This is a genomic window from Micrococcus sp. EYE_212, assembly GCF_023147585.1.
Taxonomy (GTDB): domain Bacteria; phylum Actinomycetota; class Actinomycetes; order Actinomycetales; family Micrococcaceae; genus Micrococcus.
Map to the genome: position 1 here is coordinate 1 of NZ_JAHXOZ010000014.1, position 18,519 is coordinate 18,519.

The 18,519-nt window shown below is 72.2% G+C and carries 17 protein-coding genes; 12 read left to right on the forward strand and 5 right to left on the reverse strand.

What is annotated here, in order from left to right; genetic code table 11:
• Positions 1-189: 189 nt before the first annotated feature.
• Both KZX60_RS09435 and KZX60_RS09440 read right to left on the reverse strand, forming a co-directional pair.
• Positions 190-669 (reverse strand): MarR family transcriptional regulator, encoded by a 480-nt coding sequence (locus tag KZX60_RS09435; protein ID WP_248117812.1) that lies wholly within the window; start codon positions 667-669, stop codon positions 190-192.
• Positions 662-2,566 (reverse strand): MDR family MFS transporter, encoded by a 1,905-nt coding sequence (locus KZX60_RS09440; RefSeq protein WP_248117814.1) that lies wholly within the window; start codon positions 2,564-2,566, stop codon positions 662-664. Before KZX60_RS09440 ends, KZX60_RS09435 begins: the two co-directional genes overlap by 8 nt.
• Before the next feature lie 126 nt (positions 2,567-2,692).
• Between KZX60_RS09440 and KZX60_RS09445 the strand changes: the two genes are divergently transcribed.
• From KZX60_RS09445 to KZX60_RS09480, 8 genes are all read left to right on the forward strand, one after another.
• The gene (locus KZX60_RS09445) at positions 2,693-3,682 is read left to right on the forward strand and encodes a D-glycerate dehydrogenase (protein ID WP_248117816.1); all 990 of its coding nucleotides are present in this window, start codon (positions 2,693-2,695) and stop codon (positions 3,680-3,682) included.
• A gap of 21 nt (positions 3,683-3,703) precedes the next feature.
• Positions 3,704-5,230 carry a lysine--tRNA ligase gene (gene lysS, locus KZX60_RS09450; protein WP_248117818.1) on the forward strand — a complete coding sequence of 509 codons (1,527 nt, stop codon included), beginning with the start codon at positions 3,704-3,706 and terminating at the stop codon, positions 5,228-5,230.
• A 3-nt stretch (positions 5,231-5,233) separates the two neighbouring features.
• Positions 5,234-5,446 carry a hypothetical protein gene (locus tag KZX60_RS09455; RefSeq protein WP_248117820.1) on the forward strand — a complete coding sequence of 71 codons (213 nt, stop codon included), beginning with the start codon at positions 5,234-5,236 and terminating at the stop codon, positions 5,444-5,446.
• 241 nt (positions 5,447-5,687) lie between these two features.
• The gene (locus KZX60_RS09460) at positions 5,688-5,990 is read left to right on the forward strand and encodes an Lsr2 family protein (RefSeq protein ID WP_248117822.1); all 303 of its coding nucleotides are present in this window, start codon (positions 5,688-5,690) and stop codon (positions 5,988-5,990) included.
• 158 nt (positions 5,991-6,148) lie between these two features.
• On the forward strand, positions 6,149-8,692 hold the full coding sequence (locus tag KZX60_RS09465) for an ATP-dependent Clp protease ATP-binding subunit (protein WP_248117824.1): 2,544 nt from the start codon (positions 6,149-6,151) through the stop codon (positions 8,690-8,692).
• A 251-nt stretch (positions 8,693-8,943) separates the two neighbouring features.
• Positions 8,944-9,147 (forward strand): CsbD family protein, encoded by a 204-nt coding sequence (locus KZX60_RS09470; protein ID WP_248117826.1) that lies wholly within the window; start codon positions 8,944-8,946, stop codon positions 9,145-9,147.
• A 183-nt stretch (positions 9,148-9,330) separates the two neighbouring features.
• The gene (locus tag KZX60_RS09475; RefSeq protein WP_248117828.1) at positions 9,331-9,522 is read left to right on the forward strand and encodes an Rv0909 family putative TA system antitoxin; all 192 of its coding nucleotides are present in this window, start codon (positions 9,331-9,333) and stop codon (positions 9,520-9,522) included.
• A 73-nt stretch (positions 9,523-9,595) separates the two neighbouring features.
• Complete coding sequence (locus tag KZX60_RS09480; protein ID WP_248117830.1) at positions 9,596-10,111, forward strand: amino-acid N-acetyltransferase; 516 nt, start codon at positions 9,596-9,598, stop codon at positions 10,109-10,111.
• Positions 10,112-10,135: 24 nt separating this feature from the next.
• Here the strand turns inward: KZX60_RS09480 and KZX60_RS09485 are convergent, their stop codons facing one another.
• A complete protein-coding gene (locus KZX60_RS09485) occupies positions 10,136-11,065 on the reverse strand; it encodes an A/G-specific adenine glycosylase (protein WP_248117832.1) in 930 nt (309 codons plus the stop codon).
• A gap of 42 nt (positions 11,066-11,107) precedes the next feature.
• Here KZX60_RS09485 and KZX60_RS09490 point away from each other — a divergent pair, with 42 nt between their 5' ends.
• A complete protein-coding gene (locus KZX60_RS09490; RefSeq protein ID WP_248117834.1) occupies positions 11,108-12,061 on the forward strand; it encodes a hypothetical protein in 954 nt (317 codons plus the stop codon).
• Positions 12,062-12,083: 22 nt separating this feature from the next.
• On the opposite strand, the gene radA is transcribed toward KZX60_RS09490, so the two are convergent.
• Both radA and KZX60_RS09500 read right to left on the reverse strand, forming a co-directional pair.
• Positions 12,084-13,523 (reverse strand): DNA repair protein RadA, encoded by a 1,440-nt coding sequence (radA, locus tag KZX60_RS09495; RefSeq protein ID WP_248117836.1) that lies wholly within the window; start codon positions 13,521-13,523, stop codon positions 12,084-12,086.
• A gap of 48 nt (positions 13,524-13,571) precedes the next feature.
• Positions 13,572-14,741, reverse strand: a complete 1,170-nt coding sequence (locus tag KZX60_RS09500; protein WP_248117838.1) for an FUSC family protein — start codon at positions 14,739-14,741, stop codon at positions 13,572-13,574.
• A gap of 216 nt (positions 14,742-14,957) precedes the next feature.
• On the opposite strand from KZX60_RS09500, the gene pstS reads away from it, so the two are divergent.
• From pstS to pstA, 3 genes are all read left to right on the forward strand, one after another.
• On the forward strand, positions 14,958-16,181 hold the full coding sequence (gene pstS / locus KZX60_RS09505) for a phosphate ABC transporter substrate-binding protein PstS (protein WP_248117840.1): 1,224 nt from the start codon (positions 14,958-14,960) through the stop codon (positions 16,179-16,181).
• A 145-nt stretch (positions 16,182-16,326) separates the two neighbouring features.
• A complete protein-coding gene (gene pstC, locus KZX60_RS09510) occupies positions 16,327-17,292 on the forward strand; it encodes a phosphate ABC transporter permease subunit PstC (RefSeq protein WP_248117842.1) in 966 nt (321 codons plus the stop codon).
• Positions 17,292-18,482, forward strand: coding sequence for a phosphate ABC transporter permease PstA (pstA, locus tag KZX60_RS09515; protein ID WP_248117844.1), 1,191 nt, complete (start codon positions 17,292-17,294; stop codon positions 18,480-18,482). The genes pstC and pstA overlap by 1 nt, the downstream gene beginning before the upstream one ends.
• Positions 18,483-18,519 lie beyond the last annotated feature (37 nt).

Genomic DNA, 18,519 nt, shown 5'->3' on the forward strand with positions numbered 1-18,519 from the left:
AAGGGCCCCGGTGAGGGGCTCGCGCCTCTATTAGCGATCCGTGGTCACCAGACCGGTCCTCGGTGACAACACCCCCCGGATCATGCAGTCGACTGGGGGCAACGATCATGCCGAGGACCGGCTGGCCAGCACCTGCTCATCCTGATCGATGGAGGAGCCACGAGAAAGGTAACGGGGGGGCCGCGCCGTTCAGCGGGTCTCGCGCTCGTCCACGAAGCGCAGGAGCAGGGAGGTGAGGGTGTGGATCTCCTCGAGGTCCCACCGCCGCAGGTCCTGCCGGATCCCGCCCCCGGCCGGCCCGCCGCGGACCTCGTCGAGGCGGGCGCGTCCCTCGTCCGTGGCGCTCAGCAGGGCCGATCGCCGGTCCTGCGGATCCGGTTCGCGCCGCACGAGCCCCTCCGCCTCCAGCTCTCGCGTCAGGCGAGAGACCTGTGCGCGGTCCAGGAGCATGTGCTCGGCCAGCGCCGACGGCGTCAGCGGACCCGTGTGGCAGATGGCCGCGAACGCCTTCATCGCCCCCGGCGACATGCCGGGGCTGAGGGCCTCGGCCTGCCGGGCCAGGATCCTGCGGTGCTGCCGGACGAGGTGGGTGAACGCCCCCTCCAGCTCCTGGACGGCGTCCTCGAAGCCCTCGGGCCCCTGGACGGCGGGCGCGTGGGGCTCAGCCACGGCGGACCCGCCGGGCCGCGGCCATGCCGAGGCCGGTCAGGACCGCCGCGGCGATCGCGCCGCCGGCCGTCTGCCACACCCGGCGCGCGGAGGCGGCGGGGCGCCGGGAGCTCCTCGCCGCGTGTCGACGTGCGGTCGGTGCCGCAGCGGTGACGCCCCGCTCCGGGGCCGCGGCGGACGGCGTCGTGGCGGGCGCCGCGGGCACCACGGGGATGCCGCCGGTGGCGGGGAGATCCTGCATGCCCGTGGCGGTGCTGACGGTGGCCAGGTCGGCGCGGGAGGCGTCGAGGCGCTCCGTCGTCGTCATGCGGCCCAGCGGGATGTCGGGGAGGAACAGGATCGCGGCCAGCGCCACCACCGCGAGCGGCACGCCCACGAGGAAGGCCTGGGAGATGCCGGTGGCGTAGACGTCCTCGACGATGACGCGCAGCGCGTCCGGCATCTCCGCAACGCGCGGCAGGCCGCCGGACTGCAGGCGCTGGGCCCACTCGGCGCCCGCCGGACCGAGGCCCTGCAGGGCCGCGCCGATGTCCGCGCGGCGCTCGTCGAGCTGCGTGGGCACCACGTTGGCCACCACGGCGCCCATGACGGCGACGCCGATGCTGCCGCCCAGGGAGCGGAAGAAGGTGACGCCGGAGCTGGCGACGCCCATCTGGCGGGGGTCGGTGGTGTTCTGCACGACGAGCACCAGGTTCTGCATCGTCATGCCGACGCCGGCGCCGAGCAGGAACATGTAGACCGACACCAGCCAGAACGGGGTGTCGTAGTGGAGCGTGCCCAGCAGCGCGGTGCCGGCGATGAGCAGGACCGCGCCGACGATGAGCCAGCGCTTCCACACGCCGGTGCGGGTGATGAGGCCGCCGATGACGGTCGAGGAGACCAGCAGGCCCGCGATCATGGGGATCGTCATGAGGCCGGCCTGCGTGGGGGTGGCGCCGCGGGCCAGCTGCATGTACTGCGCCAGGTAGACCGAGGCCCCGAACATGGCGAGGCCCGTGGCGATCGAGGCGACCGTCGCGAGGGTGAAGGTGCGGTCGCGGAAGAGCGTGAGCGGGATGAGCGGCTCGGACACCTTCAGCTCTGTCGCCACGAACAGGGCCGTGGCGACGGCGGCGCCGGCCAGCATCCACGCGGTGGTGGCGCTCGCCCATTCGAACTGGTGGCCCGCGTTGGTGACCCAGATCAGCAGCAGCGCGGTGGCGACGGAGAGGAACACGATGCCCAGGTAGTCCATCGAGACCGTGCGCCGCTCGCGGGGCGGCAGGTGCAGGGTGCGCTGGACCATGACGAGCGCGAGGACGGCGAAGGGCACGGCCACGAAGAAGTTCCAGCGCCAGCCCCACGCGTCGGTGATGAGGCCGCCGGCGAGCGGGCCGCCGACGGTGGCCACGGCCATCACCGCGCCGAACAGGCCCATGTACTTGCCGCGCTCACGCGGGCTGATGATGTCCGCCATGATGACCTGGCTGAGGGCGGCCAGGCCGCCGCCGCCCAGGCCCTGGACCACGCGGCAGGCGATCAGGAACGCGGGGTCGGTGGTGAAGCCCGCCGCCGCGGAGGCGGCGACGAAGATGACGAGGGCGAGCTGGAAGAGGACCTTGCGGTTCACGAGGTCGGCGAGCTTGCCCCAGATGGGGGTGGCGATCGCGGTGGCCAGCAGGGCCGAGGTGATCACCCACGTGTAGGCGTTCTGGTCGCCGCCGATGTCGCTGATGATCACCGGCATCGACGTGGAGACCACCGTGTTGGCGATCATGGAGACGAACATGCCGAGGAGCAGGCCGGTGAGGGCCCGCAGGACGACGCGGTGCCGGGCGGCGTCGGCCGCGGCCTGGCCCAGGGAGGGGCCACCCGTGGTCGGCGCGGCCTCGGGGGACGAGACGGAGGTGGAGGTCATGGGATCCTTCGATGGTTGACCGATGACAATGATTGACTTGTGTCAACTATAGAGACCGGGTGCCGGGCGCGGGCCTCCTCGCGCGGTTAGCCTGGTCACGTCCCCCGAGTCGAGAGTGAGCACCCCATGAGCCCCCGCTTCCTGATGATGACCGCCCTGCCCGAGCCCGGACTGGGCATGCTCCGCGACGTCGGCGAGGTGGTGGACGGCGCCGACGTCGGCGGGGACGAGGCCCTCGCCCGGCTGTGCGCCTCCGGGGACTACGACGTGGTCGTGGCCGCGCTCGACCAGAAGTTCACGGCGGAGGTGCTCGCCGACGCGAAGGTCAAGGGCATCGCCAACTACGCCGTCGGGCACAACAACATCGACGTCGCCGCCGCCACCGAGGCGGGGATCGCCGTCGGGAACACCCCGGACGTGCTCACCGAGGCGACGGCGGACATCGCCCTGCTCCTGCTCCTGGGCGTGGCCCGCCGCGCCGTGGAGGGTGAGGCCATGATGCGCGGCGGCCGGTTCGAGGGCTGGCGTGCCGACCTGCTCGTGGGCAAGGACGTGGCCGGAGCGACCCTCGGCCTGGCCGGCTTCGGCCGGATCGGCCGCGCCGTCGCGCGCCGCGGCCTGGCCCTCGGCATGGACGTGGTCTTCGCGCCGCGCCCCCCGGCCCATCGCGAGGTCGCCTTCGCCGAGCTCGGGGAGTTCGCCGGGAAGGTGGAGCAGGTCCGCTGGGAGGAGCTCGTGGAGCGCTCCGACTACCTCTCCCTGCACGTCCCCCTGACCGAGGACACCCGGCACCTCGTGGACGCGGACGTGCTGCGGCGGATGAAGGACGACGCGGTGCTGATCAACACCGCCCGCGGCCCCGTGGTGGACGAGGCGGCGCTCGTGGCGGCCCTGCGCGAGGGCCGGCTCTTCGGCGCCGGGTTCGACGTGTACGAGGAGGAGCCGGCCATGGCCGAGGGCCTCGCGGACCTGAGCAACGTCATGCTCCTGCCCCACCTGGGGTCCGCCACGCGGGGCACGCGCGCCGCGATGGCGGAGCTGACCGCGCGCAACGCCATCGGCATGGCCACGGGCGGTGAGATCCCGGCGCTCGTGAACCCGGAGGCGCGCCGCTGAGCGACAGTAGACTGGACGACTGTGACCTCCCAGAACTCCACGCCCTCGCAGCCCGCCGCCGTCGACCACCACGACCAGCAGGCCGTCCGCGCCGCCAAGCGCGAGCAGCTGCTGGCCGCGGGCCGCGAGGCCTACCCGGTCCAGGTGCCCCGCACGCACTCCCTCGCCGCCGTCCGGGCCGAGTTCGACGGCAAGCACGAGGCCGGGTGGGAGGAGGGACCCGAGGTCTCCGTCACCGGCCGCGTGGTGTTCCTGCGCAACACGGGCAAGCTGTGCTTCGCCACGCTGCAGGAGACCGGGGAGACCGGCGCGGCCGTGCGCCTGCAGGTCATGGTGTCCCTGGCCGAGGTGGGCGAGGAGTCCCTGGCCGAGTGGAAGAAGGCCGTGGACCTCGGCGACTTCCTCTCCGTCACCGGGCGCGTGATCGTCTCGCGCCGCGGCGAGCTGTCGATCCAGGCCACCGCATGGGAGATGGCCTCGAAGGCGCTGCGTCCGCTGCCCGTGCTGCACGCCGACCTCAACGAGGAGACCCGCGTGCGCCAGCGCTACGCGGACCTGATCGTGCGCGACGAGGCCCGCGAGATGGTCTACCGGCGCGCCAAGGTCACGGCCGCCGTGCGCCGCACGCTCGAGGGCCACGGCTACGTGGAGGTGGAGACCCCCATGCTCCAGCTCGTCCACGGCGGCGCCCAGGCCCGCCCGTTCGAGACGCACCTCAACGCGTTCGACCAGCCGATGACGCTGCGCATCGCCACCGAGCTCTACCTCAAGCGCGCCGTGGTCGGCGGGATCGAGCGCGTCTACGAGATCGGCCGGGTGTTCCGCAACGAGGGCGTGGACTCCACGCACTCCCCTGAGTTCACCACCCTCGAGTCCTATGAGGCGTGGGCGGACATGCACGTGATGGCCGAGCGCATGCAGGAGATCATCCTCAACGCCGCGGACGCCGTGGGCGCCGGCCGGCGCCTCGAGACCGCCAAGGGCGTCATCGACCTCGACGGCGAGTGGGCGTGGGTCTCCGTGTACCCGGGCCTGTCCGAGGCCGTGGGCCGGGAGGTCACCCCGGAGACCGACGCCGAGACCCTGCGCGCGATCGCCGCGGAGCACGCGGTCAAGGTGGACCCGAAGTGGGACGCCCAGAAGCTGGTGATCGAGCTCTTCGGCGAGATCGTGGAGCCCACCCTGATGAACCCCACGTTCGTGTACGACTATCCGCCGGCAGCCCAGCCGCTGGCCCGGCCCCACCGGGACGACGACCGTGTGATCGAGGCGTGGGACCTGATCATCGGCGGCATGGAGCGCGGCACCGCGTTCTCCGAGCTGATCGACCCCGTGGTCCAGCGGGAGCGCCTCACCGCGCAGTCCGTCAAGGCCGCCGCCGGCGACGACGAGGCCATGCAGCTGGACGAGGACTTCCTCCGGGCCCTCGAATACGGCGCTCCGCCGATGGGCGGAATCGGTCTGGGAATCGACCGCCTGGTGATGCTCTTCACGGACGCGGGAATCCGGGAGACCATCCTCTTCCCGCTGCTGAAGCCGGAGGCCTGACCCGTGGAGGTCTTCTGGGAGTATTTCTCGGTCCTCGCCCCGTCGGTGGGGCTCGCGCTCATCTTCTGGCTCGTCATGCGCTCGCTCCTGCGGGCCGACTCCGCGGAGCGCGAGACCATGGCCCGGCGCGTGACCGGACGTGACGCCCGTGCGGCGCGCGAGGAGCAGGAGGCCGCCGAGTGGGCCGCCCGCCGGCGCTCCGACCCGCCGCGCTGAGCGCGGCGCCGGCCGTGGCTCCCACCACCGCGCATCGACATTTCCTGCCCGAGAATCCCACTCCCTGGGCGTCCGCCATGAATCCGGACAATGGGCGAGGCCGACCCGTCGGCTTGGGCTATTGTTATTGCCATCTCGCGTGCCCGGAGGCGTGTCCCCATCGTCGGCGGAACATCCCGGCGGATGGCTGAATCCGGTGTCGGATGCACGAGAGCAAGCGATCAGGAAGTGGGAATCGGCAATGGCACAGAAGGTAGAAGTAGTTCTCGTGGATGATCTCGATGGTTCGGCCGCAGTGGAGACCGTGAACTTCGCCCTGGACGGGCGCAACTACGAGGTGGACCTCTCGGAGGAGCACGCTCGCGAGCTGCGCGACTTCCTGAAGCCCTACATGAAGAAGGGCCGGGCGGTGGCCCCGCCGTCGCCCAAGGTCGAGGCCGCGGAGATCCGCAAGTGGGCTGCGGACAACGGCTACGAGGTCTCCAGCCGCGGTCGCCTCCACCGCGACGTCGTGGAGGCCTACCGCAACTCGAAGCGCAAGTGATCCGCATCCCGCGGTGAACCGCGACCCGGCCCCGCGCACGCGGCGCCGGACCCCGACGACGACGGGCGGCCGTCTCGCTTCTCCCAGGGGCGAACAGCCGCCCGTCGGCGTTCCCGCGGTGCGTAGTGTCGTGCTCGACCAGACGAGGAGTGTGCCCCATGTTCGAGAGATTCACCGACCGCGCCCGGCGCGTCGTGGTGCTCGCCCAGGAAGAGGCGCGCATGCTGAACCACAGCTACATCGGCACCGAGCACATCCTGCTCGGGCTCATCCACGAGGGTGAGGGCGTCGCCGCCAAGGCGCTGGAGTCCATGGACATCTCCCTGGGCGCCGTCCGCGAGAAGGTCCAGGAGGACATCGGCCAGGGGCAGCAGAACCCGCCCGGCCACATCCCCTTCACCCCGCGCGCCAAGAAGGTGCTCGAGCTGTCGCTGCGCGAGGCCTTGCAGCTGGGCCACAACTACATCGGCACGGAGCACATCCTGCTCGGCCTGATCCGCGAGGGCGAGGGCGTCGCCGCCCAGGTCCTCGTGAAGCTCGGCGCGGACCTCAACCGCGTGCGCCAGACCGTCATCCAGCTCCTCTCCGGCTACCAGGGCGGCGCCCAGGGCGGCAAGGAGACCGCGGGCGCCGGCGTGGGCGCGGGCAGCGACGCCGGCCAGAACGCCGGCTCCGTCGTGCTGGACCAGTTCGGCCGCAACCTCACCGCCGCCGCGCACGACGGCAAGCTGGACCCGGTGATCGGCCGCGCCGGCGAGATGGAGCGGGTCATGCAGGTGCTCTCCCGCCGCACCAAGAACAACCCGGTGCTGATCGGCGAGCCCGGCGTCGGCAAGACCGCCGTCGTCGAGGGCCTGGCCCAGGCGATCGAGCGCGGCGACGTCCCGGAGACCCTCAAGGACAAGCAGCTCTACTCGCTGGACCTCGGCTCCCTCGTGGCGGGCTCGCGCTACCGCGGCGACTTCGAGGAGCGCCTCAAGAAGGTGCTCAAGGAGATCCGCACCCGCGGCGACATCATCCTGTTCATCGACGAGATCCACACCCTCGTCGGCGCGGGCGCCGCGGAGGGCGCGATCGACGCCGCCAGCATCCTCAAGCCGATGCTGGCCCGCGGCGAGCTGCAGACCATCGGCGCCACCACGCTGGACGAGTACCGCAAGCACATCGAGAAGGACGCCGCGCTCGAGCGCCGCTTCCAGCCCATCCAGGTCCCCGAGCCGTCCGTCGCGGACGCCACCGAGATCCTGCGCGGACTGCGGGACCGCTACGAGGCGCACCACAAGGTCTCGATCACCGACGGCGCGCTCTCGGCCGCCGCCACCCTCGCGGACCGCTACGTCTCGGACCGCCATCTGCCGGACAAGGCGATCGACCTGATCGACGAGGCCGGCGCGCGCCTGCGCATCCGCCGCATGACCGTGCCGCCGGAGATCAAGGCCTACGAGTCCCGGATCGCGGAGGTGCGCACCCAGAAGGAGGCCGCCATCGACGGCCAGGACTTCGAGGGCGCGGCCCGCCTGCGGGACCAGGAGCAGCAGCTCGAGGACGAGCGGAGGCAGAAGGAGGAGGCGTGGCGCACCGGCGCCGACGCCGACGTCGCCACGGTGGACGAGGACCTCATCGCCGAGGTGCTCTCCAAGTCCACCGGCATCCCCGTGTTCAAGCTGACCGAGGAGGAGACCGACCGCCTCAAGAACATGGAGGCCGAGCTCCACCAGCGCGTCATCGGCCAGGACGAGGCCATCAAGTCCCTGTCCCGCGCGATCCGCCGCACCCGCGCCGGCCTGAAGGACCCGAACCGCCCCTCGGGGTCGTTCATCTTCGCCGGCCCCACGGGCGTGGGCAAGACGGAGCTGGCCAAGTCCCTCGCCGAGTTCCTCTTCGGGGACGAGGACGCGCTCATCACCCTGGACATGTCCGAGTTCCAGGAGAAGCACACGGTCTCGCGCCTCTTCGGCGCCCCTCCCGGCTACGTGGGCTACGAGGAGGGCGGCCAGCTGACCGAGAAGGTGCGGCGCCGTCCGTTCTCCGTGGTGCTGTTCGACGAGGTGGAGAAGGCCCACGCGGACCTCTTCAACTCGCTGCTGCAGATCCTCGAGGACGGCCGCCTGACCGACTCGCAGGGCCGCGTGGTGGACTTCAAGAACACCGTGATCATCATGACCACCAACCTGGGCACCCGGGACATCTCCAAGGGCGTCATGACGGGCTTCCAGTCCAGCGCGGACACCTCCACCGGCTACGAGCGGATGAAGGGCAAGGTCCGCGAGGAGCTGCGCCAGCACTTCCGCCCCGAGTTCCTCAACCGGGTGGACGACGTCATCGTCTTCCCGCAGCTGAAGAAGGAGGAGATCGTCCAGATCGTGGACCTCTTCGTGGCCCGGCTGCAGAAGCGCCTGGACGAGAAGGGCCTCACCGTGGAGCTCTCCCAGGCGGCGAAGGACCTGCTCGCCGAGCGAGGCTACGACCCGGCCATGGGTGCCCGCCCGCTGCGCCGCACCATCCAGCAGATGGTGGAGGACCAGCTCTCGGAGAAGATCCTCTTCGGCGAGATCCCGGCCGGCTCCACGATCCACGTGGGGGTGACCGGCGAGGGGGAGTCCGCCGAGCTGACCTTCGAGTTCACCGGCGGCCGCGCCGCACTCGACGGCGAGGAGCTGGCCGCGCTCGAGGCCGGCCTCGGCTCCACCGGCACGGACTGACACGGTCCTCCGGCGCCGTCCGCGGACGCCACGACGACGGCCGCCCCCGCACGCGCGGGGGCGGCCGTCGTCGCGCGGGGGCTCGAACGGGGCCGCCGGCGCCGCCTCGGACCGCGGCGGTCCTTCCTGTGGGCTTCCGGAGAGTCGGTCGGGACCTCTTGACCCGTTCTGTGCCACCCCGTTGACTGGCTGATCACAGGGCGCGTCGCATGAGGCGGCCGGCCGGCAGGATGACCAGGAGGAGTAGACACATGGCTGACATCCAGAACTCGATGGACAAGGCGGCGGGCAAGGCCAAGGAGGGCCTCGGCAAGGTCTCCGGTGACGACGAGATGCGCGCCGAGGGCACCACGCAGTCCACCGCCGCCGACGCCAAGGGTGCCGTGCAGGATGCGGGCGACAAGCTCAAGGGTGCCGCCCAGGGCATCAAGGACGGCCTGACCGACGGTCGCTGACGCGATCCGGCGGTCAGGCTGTCCGCGCCGCACTCCGACACCGATTCGACGATCGACGCCGTGCAGGAGCAGGTGCTGAGCCAGAGCGCCGCCACCGTGCAGACCGACGGCGACCTCTGACTCGGCCACGACAGATCACTGACGGGCACTCGCCCGTCGGGCTCATCCCCGAAGGAGAACACCATGGACATGAACAAGATCGCCGACCTCGCCAACCAGCACTCCGACAAGGTCAACAGCGCCGTGGACGGCGCCCAGGAGCAGCACGCCGACAAGCTCGGCGAGCACGCGGGCCTGGTGAACAAGGGCGTCGACGGCGCCCAGGAGAAGTTCCTGAACGACTCCGAGGAGCAGTCCGGCGGCACCCCCGCCTGAGCTCCTCCGCTCCGCGTCGGCCTCCACCCGGGACTCCCGGGCGGGGGCCGACGTGCGTCCTAGACTGGACCCCATGCCCGCCGACCCCCAGCTGACCCTGCGCCCCGCGCGCACGCAGGACGTGCCCGCCATCCAGGCCCTGGTGCAGCCCCTCGCCGAGGAGCGCGTCCTCCTGCAGAAGGAGGCGGTGGCGTACTACGAGGCCATCCAGGAGTTCCTGGTGGTCGAGGACGAGGCGGGAGCCCTCGCCGGGTTCGGGGCCCTGCACGTGATGTGGCAGGACCTGGCCGAGGTGCGCACCCTCGCGGTCGCAGACGGCTTCCGCGGCACGGGCGTGGGCCACCGCCTGCTCGGCGCCCTCCTCGAGCGGGCGCGGGGGATCGGCGTGTCCCGGGTCTTCTGCCTCACCTTCGAGGTGGAGTTCTTCCGCCGGCACGGCTTCGAGGTCATGGCTGACCAGAGCGCGGTGGACCCCGAGGTGTACGCCGAGCTGCTGCGCTCCACGGACGAGGGTGTGGCCGAGTTCCTCGACCTGGCCCGCGTGAAGCCGAACACGCTCGGCAACACGCGCATGATCCGTGCGCTCTGAGGGGTCTCGGCCCGGGCGGGCGGACTAGGGGAACCGGAGGGCGCCGTCGTCGTCCGCCACGGCGAGCCCGTCCCGCACGAGCCCGGCGACGCACCGCTCCCACTGCTCGTCCGTGGGCGCGTGTGCGCCCAGGCGTCCGACGGCGGCGGCCCGCTCGCGCACCGCGTCCGGGGGGAGCAGCCCGTCGGCGCGCAGGGCGGCCATCACGGCGCCCCGCACCTGGCGGTCCGTGCCCGCCCACACCTGCCCCTTCGGCGCGATCTGGGGCGCGGGGGAGCCGGCGGCCACCCACGCGCAGCGCTCCAGCAGCGGGCACCGCTCGCACGCGGGGGAGCGGGCCGTGCACACGAGGGCGCCCAGCTCCATGACGGCGGCGTTCCAGCGGTTGGCGTCGTCGGGATCGGCGGGCATGAGGGCGCCTGCCAGGCGCATCTCGGCGCGGGTCAGGGCCTTCGGCGGCAGGGCGATGCCGCCCACAGCGCGGGCGAACACCCGCCGCACGTTGGTGTCCACCACGGTCTCCGGGATGCCGAACGCGAAGCTGGAGACCGCCGCGGCCGTGTACTCGCCCACACCGGGCAGGGCCCGGAGCGCGACGGGGTCCGCGGGCACGCCGCCGCCGTGGCGCTCGACGACGGCGCGCGCCGCCTCCTGCAGCCGCAGCGCCCGCCGCGGGTAGCCGAGCCGGTCCCACGCGGTGAGCACGTCCGCGGTGGGGGCGGCGGCGAGGTCTGCCGGCGTGGGCCAGCGCTCCATCCACGCCCGCCACCGCGGGAGCACGCGCACCACGGGTGTCTGCTGGAGCATGATCTCGGAGACGAGCACGCCCCACGGCGGGCAGTCCGGGTCCCGCCACGGCAGGTCCCGGGCATGCTGCGCGAACCAGTCCAGCACGGCCGCATGGAGCTCTGCCGGGTCGGCGACCGGCGCGGTCTGCGGGGTGTGGCTGGGCATGGCGTCCACTCTAGGACGGCGCCGCGGCCTACCCTGGAACGCATGCCCTCCCACCCCTCCGACGCCCCGCGACCGAAGCCGTCCGCCGCCGTGTACCGCCGCCGGCGCCTCGTGGTGGGGGCGGCCCTGCTGCTCACCCTCCTGATGGCGGCGGTGGCCGTGGGCGCGCTGATCGGACGCGGCTCCGGGGTGGGAGGCGGCGAGCCCGCCGCGTCGGACGCCGCATCCCCGTCGCAGAGCCCGGCGCCGTCGTCGTCCGCGCCGGCCGAGTCCAGCTCCACCGCCGCCTCGCCCACGGAGGCGAGCTCGGCACCGCCGTCCGACGCTGCGAGCGCGTCCCCCACGCCCGATCCGGCCCTCGCGAGCGCCACCGCCTGCGAGCCCTCGGACCTGCGGCTCGCGGCGGCGGTGGACAAGGGGCGCTACCACCCCGGCGACGAGGCGCAGCTGCGCCTGGGCATCACCAACCTCTCCTCCACGCCCTGCAAGCTGGACGTGGGCACGGCCCAGCAGGAGTTCACCGTGCGCGACGCCGCAGGAGCGGACGTCTTCAGCACGCGCGTGTGCCAGCAGGAGCCGACGCATCAGGACATGCTGCTCGACCCCCACGAGGAGCAGTCGGCGGTGTACCGCTGGGACGTGCGGCGCTCGCCGTCGGCCTGCGGGACGCCCGGCGCGGACCCCGCCCCGGGGGAGCACTTCCTCACGGTGGCGCTGGGCGACCTGACGTCCCGACCGGTCTCGTTCCAGGTGCGGCCAAGCACCTCCGCCTCGGCCTCGCCCTCCCCGTCGGACTCGAGCACTCCGCTCCCGGCGCCGTCCGCGGCACCCTCCGGCACGGTCTCCTCCCCGTCCGGCCGGGCTCCGGCGAGCTCGCCCACGACGTCGGCGCGCCCGACGCCGACCACGCGTCCTCCTTCGCCGCCGGCCTCGGGGCGTCCGGCCGCGTCCTCGGCGGGAGCCACGTCCTCGGCGACCGCCACGCCGTCGCGCTGAGTCCCGAGCCGCGCGGTCCGGCTCAGTCCTGCCGCGCGGGGGCCCCGCCCGTCCACGAGGGGATGGTGCCGAGGGCCTCGCTGAGGGAGCTGACTTCGGCCACCGTGAACCCGGCGGGGATCTCCCCGAGCGGCTCGGGTGAGCGGGGCACGAGCGCGCGGGTGAAGCCGAGGCGGGCGGCCTCGCGCACGCGCCGGCCCACGCCGGGCACGGGACGGACCTCGCCGGCGAGGCCGAGCTCGCCGACGGCGATCATCCCCTGGGGCACGGGTGCTCCCAGCTTGGCCGAGGCCACGGCCACGGCCACCGCGAGGTCCGAGGCCGGCTCGGAGAGGCGCACGCCGCCCACGGTCGCCACGTAGCAGTCGTCCTGGGCGAGGGCGAAGCGGGCCCGGCGCTGCAGCACGGCCAGGAGCATGTTCACGCGTGCGGCGTCCACGCCGGACACGGTGCGCCGGGGGCTCCCGCCGGCCGAGGGGGTGAGGAGGGACTGCACCTCGGCCACGAGTGGGCGCCTCCCCTCGAGGGTGACCGTGACGCACGTGCCCTCCACGGGGTCAGAGACGCCCGAGAGGAAGAGGCCCGAGGGGTCGTCGAGGGACTCGATCCCGTCCTCGCGCAGGTCGAAGCAGCCCACCTCGTCCGTGGGGCCGAAGCGGTTCTTCACGGCGCGCACCAGCCGCAGCCGCGAGTGGCGGTCCCCCTCGAACTGGCACACCACGTCCACGAGGTGCTCCAGGAGGCGGGGCCCGGCGATCGTGCCGTCCTTGGTCACATGCCCCACGAGGATGGTGGTGATGCCCTCCTCCTTGGCCGTGCGGATGAGGCTCGCGGCCACCTCCCGCACCTGGGTGACGCCGCCGGCCACGCCGTCCACCTCCGCGGACTGCAGGGTCTGCACCGAGTCCACGATCACGAGGGAGGGCCTGATCCGCTCGATCTGCCCGAGCGCGCGGCCGAGGTCGGTCTCCGCGGCCAGGTGCAGGGTCTCGGCGAGGGCCCCGATCCGGTCTCCCCGCATGCGCACCTGCGCCGCGGACTCCTCGCCCGTCAGGTACAGCACGGTGCGGGGCTCGGCCGCACCGCCCCCCTCGCCGCCCGCGTCCGCACCCCGGGCCGTCTGCGCCGCCACGTCCAGCAGGAGCGTGGACTTGCCGATCCCCGGCTCGCCGGCCAGGAGGATCACCGCACCCGGCACGAGCCCGCCGCCGAGCACGCGGTCCAGTTCGCGCACCCCGGTGGAGCGGAACGACGCCGCGGAGGCGTCCACCTCTGCGATCCGCGGGGCGGGGGAGGCGACCGTGGACGCGCGGGTGCGGCCCGTCGTCGAGGCGCCCCCGGCCTCCTCGACCGTGCCCCACGCCTGGCACTCCCCGCAGCGGCCCACCCACGTCACGCTGGTCCAGCCGCACTCGGTGCAGCGGTATCCGGGGGCGCGCTTGGCGGGGGTCTTCGTGGCCATGCCGATCACTCTAGGACGGCCCCCGGACGCGCTTGGCCCCGCCGGCGCTCAGACCCGGGGCAGGTACCCCACGGCCGCCTGGTGCGACGCCCCCGTGGCCTCGATGAGGTCCACCATCATCGGGCGCAGCAGCATCACGAGGGCCTCGCCGTGGATCGAGCCCCCGCCGAGCTGCGCCGGGTCGAGGCGGGCGGCCGCGGCACCGAGCGCGTCCCGGGCGCCCGAGAGAGAGCGATGGCGGCCCTCTTCCTGCGGCTCCACGAGGGAGCGGTGCAGCACGTCGACGGCGTCCGCCGCCTCGTCGAACCACGCCGCCAGCCGCTCGCGGTGCTCGTCGTCGAACGAGCCCGAGTCCAGCGCGGTCACCACGCGCCGCGCGACGATCCGCAGGGAGCGCACCGCGAGGTCGGAGCGGTCCGCGGCGTTGGAGACGTCCTCCACGAACGAGCGGGAGGAGCGCTGCAGGGGATTGAAGGTGGCCTGCTCCTCGGCCACCTTCAGCTCCTTGCGGACCTCCTCCAGGGTGGAGTGCGTGCCGCGGCATGCCACGAGCGCCATCCACGCCGCCCGGGAGTCCTCCTCCCGCAGGCTCCTCGAGAGGTCGCGCAGCACCGTGGCCACGGCGTCGAAGAGCCCCTGGAGCTGATGCACGGTGCCGCGGCGCGCGTCCTGCGGGGAGAGGAACGTGACCACGAGCGCCAGCGCGCCGCCCACGAGTGCGTCCCCGCTGCGGGCGAAGGGGCCGCCCTCGCCGATGGGCAGGAGCACCACCAGGACGGACTGCAGGGACATCTGCATGGTGAAGGTGGAGCCGGAGTCGAGGAAGCGGGCCACCATCACGGAGACGAACACCACGACGGCGGCCTGCCACAGCCCGCGGCCCAGCCCGAGCATGAGGAGGTCCCCGATGAGGATGCCCAGCGTGCAGCCGACCGCCACCTCGGCCACCTTCCGCACCTTCGGCTCGCGGTTGAAGCCGAGCGCGATGAGCAGGGCGGTGGAGGCGAAGAGGGGCTGGTCATGGCCGAGCACGGTCTCGGCGAACGCGTACGCGCCCACGGCGCACAGCGCGATGAGAGCGGCGTGCGAGGCCGAGGAGCGCACGCGGGCCCAGCCCGACCGGGCGCGGCGGCGCACGAACACCCCGACCCGTCCCCGCCGGGTCGCCGGAGGCACGGCGGGCAGGGTCCCCGTCGCGGTGGCGAAGCGCTCCGTCATGCCGCACACCCTATGCCGCGCGACCCGCAGGGGGGCCGCGCGGGTCGCGGAGTGACCGACGACACGCCCCGGGGCGCGCTCGGACGCATGCGTTCACCCCGTGTTCACCTCCGGCGGGCTGTGGATTCACTTCGGGCCCCTAACGTCAGCGACGGTGCAGGTCCCGGAACTCCGGCTCCTGCCGGCATCGTCATCCAGAATGAAAGAGGCACTTCCATGAAGGCTCTCCGCATCGGCCGCTCCGCCGCCGTCCTCTCCGTGGCCGCCCTGGCCCTGACCGCCTGTGGCAACGGCGGCGACAGCGCCGCGTCCTCCGCCACCTCCGCCGCCGGCTCGGCCACCTCCGCCGCCGCGACCACCTCGGCTGCCGCCTCCACCTCTGCGTCGGCCTCCGCCTCGACGTCGGCCTCCGGCTCCGCCTCCGAGTCCTCCTCGGCCGCTGCCGCCCCGGCCGCCATCGACGTCCCCACCGCCTCTGGCACCCTGATCGGCTCCGGCGCCTCCTCGCAGGAGGCCGCCATGACCTCCTGGACTGATGGCGTCAAGACCGTCTCCCCGGACCTTCAGGTCCAGTACTCCCCGGACGGCTCCGGCGCGGGTCGCGAGGCCTTCCTGGCCGGCTCCTCCACCTTCGCCGGCTCCGACGCCGCCCTCAAGGACGACGAGAAGGAGCAGGCCAAGGAGGTCTGCGGCGACAAGGGCGCCTTCCACGTCCCGGCCTACGTCTCCCCGGTCGCCGTGGCCTACAACGTCGAGGGCATCGACGAGCTGAACCTGGACGCCGACACGGTCGCCAAGATCTTCTCCAAGGAGATCACCACCTGGAACGACCCCGCCATCGCCGCCCTCAACGAGGGTGCCGAGCTGCCCGACACCGCGATCACCGTGGTGCACCGCTCGGACGAGTCCGGCACCACCGAGAACTTCACCGACTACCTCGCCGAGGCCGCTCCCGAGTCCTGGACCTGGGAGGCCGACAAGAAGTGGCCCTCCGAGATCACCGCCGAGTCCGCTCAGGGCACCAAGGGCGTCGTCTCCCAGGCCGCTCAGACCGACGGCGCGATCACCTACACCGATGCCTCCGGCGTCGGCTCGCTGAAGACCGCCAAGATCGGCGCGGACGGCGCGTTCTCCGAGCTCTCCCCGGAGGCCGCCGCCAAGATCGTGGCCGAGTCCGAGCAGAACGAGGACGGCTCCGTCAAGCTGGACCGGACCAAGACCGGCGAGAACACCTACCCGATCGTGCTGGTCTCCTACCACATCTACTGCAACCAGTACCCCGATCAGGACACCGTCGACCAGGTGAAGTCCTTCGCCTCGTACGTGATCTCCGAGGACGGCCAGAAGGCCGCCCAGGACGCCGCCGGCTCCGCCCCGATCGACGCCGAGATGGCGACCTCCGCCAAGGAGCGCATCGACGCCATCACTGTGGCGGGCTGATCACCGTCCACTGACGCGTGAGCAGTCATCCGCACACCGGCCGCTGGCTCCCACGGGGGTCGGCGGCCGGTGTGTGAGCCCATGACGGCATCCCGGCCGGGCGGTGAACCCGGCCACCATCACCCCAGTCCTGAGGGAAGGCATCGTGTCAACATCCGCAACCGAGGCTGCGCCCAGCACCTCCGTCAAGAAATCCGCCCGGGGCGGCGCCGCCGGGGACAAGGTCTTCTCCGGCCTCTCCCTGGCCGCAGGCATCCTGATCCTGCTCATCCTGGCCTTCGTGGCGATCTTCCTGGTGACGGAGTCCCTCCCGGCGCTCTTCCCTGAGGCCTACGGCGAAGAGCTCAAGTCGGCCGACTCCTTCTTCGGGTACGTCGGGCCGCTCATGGCCGGCACCCTCATGGCGGCGATCGTCGCGCTGATCCTGGCCACGCCGGTCGCCGTGGGCGTCGCCCTCTTCATCTCCCACTACGCTCCGCCGAGGATCGCCCAGCCGGTGGCCTACGTCATCGACCTCCTGGCCGCCATCCCCTCCGTGATCTACGGCATCTGGGGCTGGCTCACGCTCGCCCCGCTCATGGTGCCGATCTACACGTGGCTGAACCAGTACCTGGGCTGGCTGCCCTTCTTCGGCGGTCCGGTGACCGGCACGGGCCGCGTCATCATGACCTCGGGCGTGGTCCTGGCCGTCATGGTGCTCCCCATCATCACGGCCCTCTGCCGCGAGATCTTCACCCAGACGCCGAAGCTCCACGAGGAGGCGGCGCTCGGGCTCGGCGCCACGCGCTGGGAGATGATCAAGATGACCGTCTTCCCGTTCGCCCGCGCCGGCATCATCTCCTCCATCATGCTCGGCCTCGGCCGCGCGCTGGGTGAGACCATGGCCGTGACCATGGTGCTCTCGCCCGGCAAGTTCAGCTCGTCCCTGATCGAGGAGGGTCGCAACAAGACGATCCCCTCGGAGATCGCCCTGAACTTCCCGGAGGCCTACGGCATCCGACTGAACGAACTGATCGCCGCCGGCCTCATGCTGTTCATCATCACGCTGGTGGTCAACATGGTCGCCCGGTGGATCGTGAACAAGCACAAGGAATTCTCGGGAGCCAACTGATGAGCACCGCACTCAACGACTCGCCGACGCGGGAGCACATCCCGTCGTCGAAGCACACGCAGAACTCCCTCACCGCCGGGCAGATGCCCCGCTGGGTGTGGGCAGTGGTGGCCGCAGCCGCCCTTCTCGTGGCCCTGGGCCTCGAGCTCCTCATCAAGGGCGAGGAGTTCCGGGTCGCCCGCCTCGCCGTGATGACCCTCATCTCGTACGTGGTGGGCATGTACATCGTGACGCGTCTGCTGGAGAACCGCCGCAAGGCCACGGACGGCCTGTGGCGCAACCTCGTGTGGGCGGCGTTCCTCATCGCCCTCGTTCCGCTGATCTCCGTCATCTGGTCGGTGATCTCGGACGGCGCTCCGACGCTGTTCGGCAACCCGCAGGTGCTGTGGAACGACATGGACGGCGTCACGGGCACCACGGACGCCGCCTACCTCAACGACGGCCAGCCCCTCGGCGGCCTGCCCGGCGGCTTCGCCCACGCCCTCGTCGGAACGCTGATGATCACGCTCATCGCGACCCTGATCGCGGTGCCGATCGGCCTCCTGACCTCCATCTACCTCGTGGAGTACGGGCGGGACGGCTGGCTCTCGCGGTCCATCATCTTCTTCGTGGACGTGATGACCGGCATCCCCTCGATCGTGGCCGGCCTCTTCGCCTTCGCGGCCATGTCCCTGCTCCTCGAGCTGGTGATGGGCGAGGGCCCCAAGGCGCTGCAGTCGGTGAAGATGGGCCTCACGGCCGCCGTCGCCCTCACTGTGCTGATGATCCCCGTGGTGGTCCGTTCCACCGAGGAGATGCTCCGCGTCGTCCCGAACGAGCTGCGCGAGGGCTCCTACGCCCTGGGCGTGCGCAAGTGGCGCACCATCTCCAAGGTGGTCATCCCCACCGCGATCTCGGGCATCCTCTCGGGCATCACCCTGGCCATCGCCCGCGTCACGGGTGAGACCGCGCCGATCCTCGTGACGGCCGGCTTCGCGACCACCATGAACTGGAACCCGATGGACAACTGGATGACGGCCCTGCCGGTGTACATCTACCGCCAGCTCGTCTCGCCGACGTCGCCGACCGCGTACGACGTGTCCACCGACCGTGCCTGGGCCGCGGCCCTGGTCCTGATCATCATCGTGATGGCGCTGAACCTCATCGCGCGCATGATCGCCAAGGCGTTCGCCCCCAAGACGGGCCGCTGAACCTCGGCCGCCCCGGACATCCGTGCCGGGGCGGCCG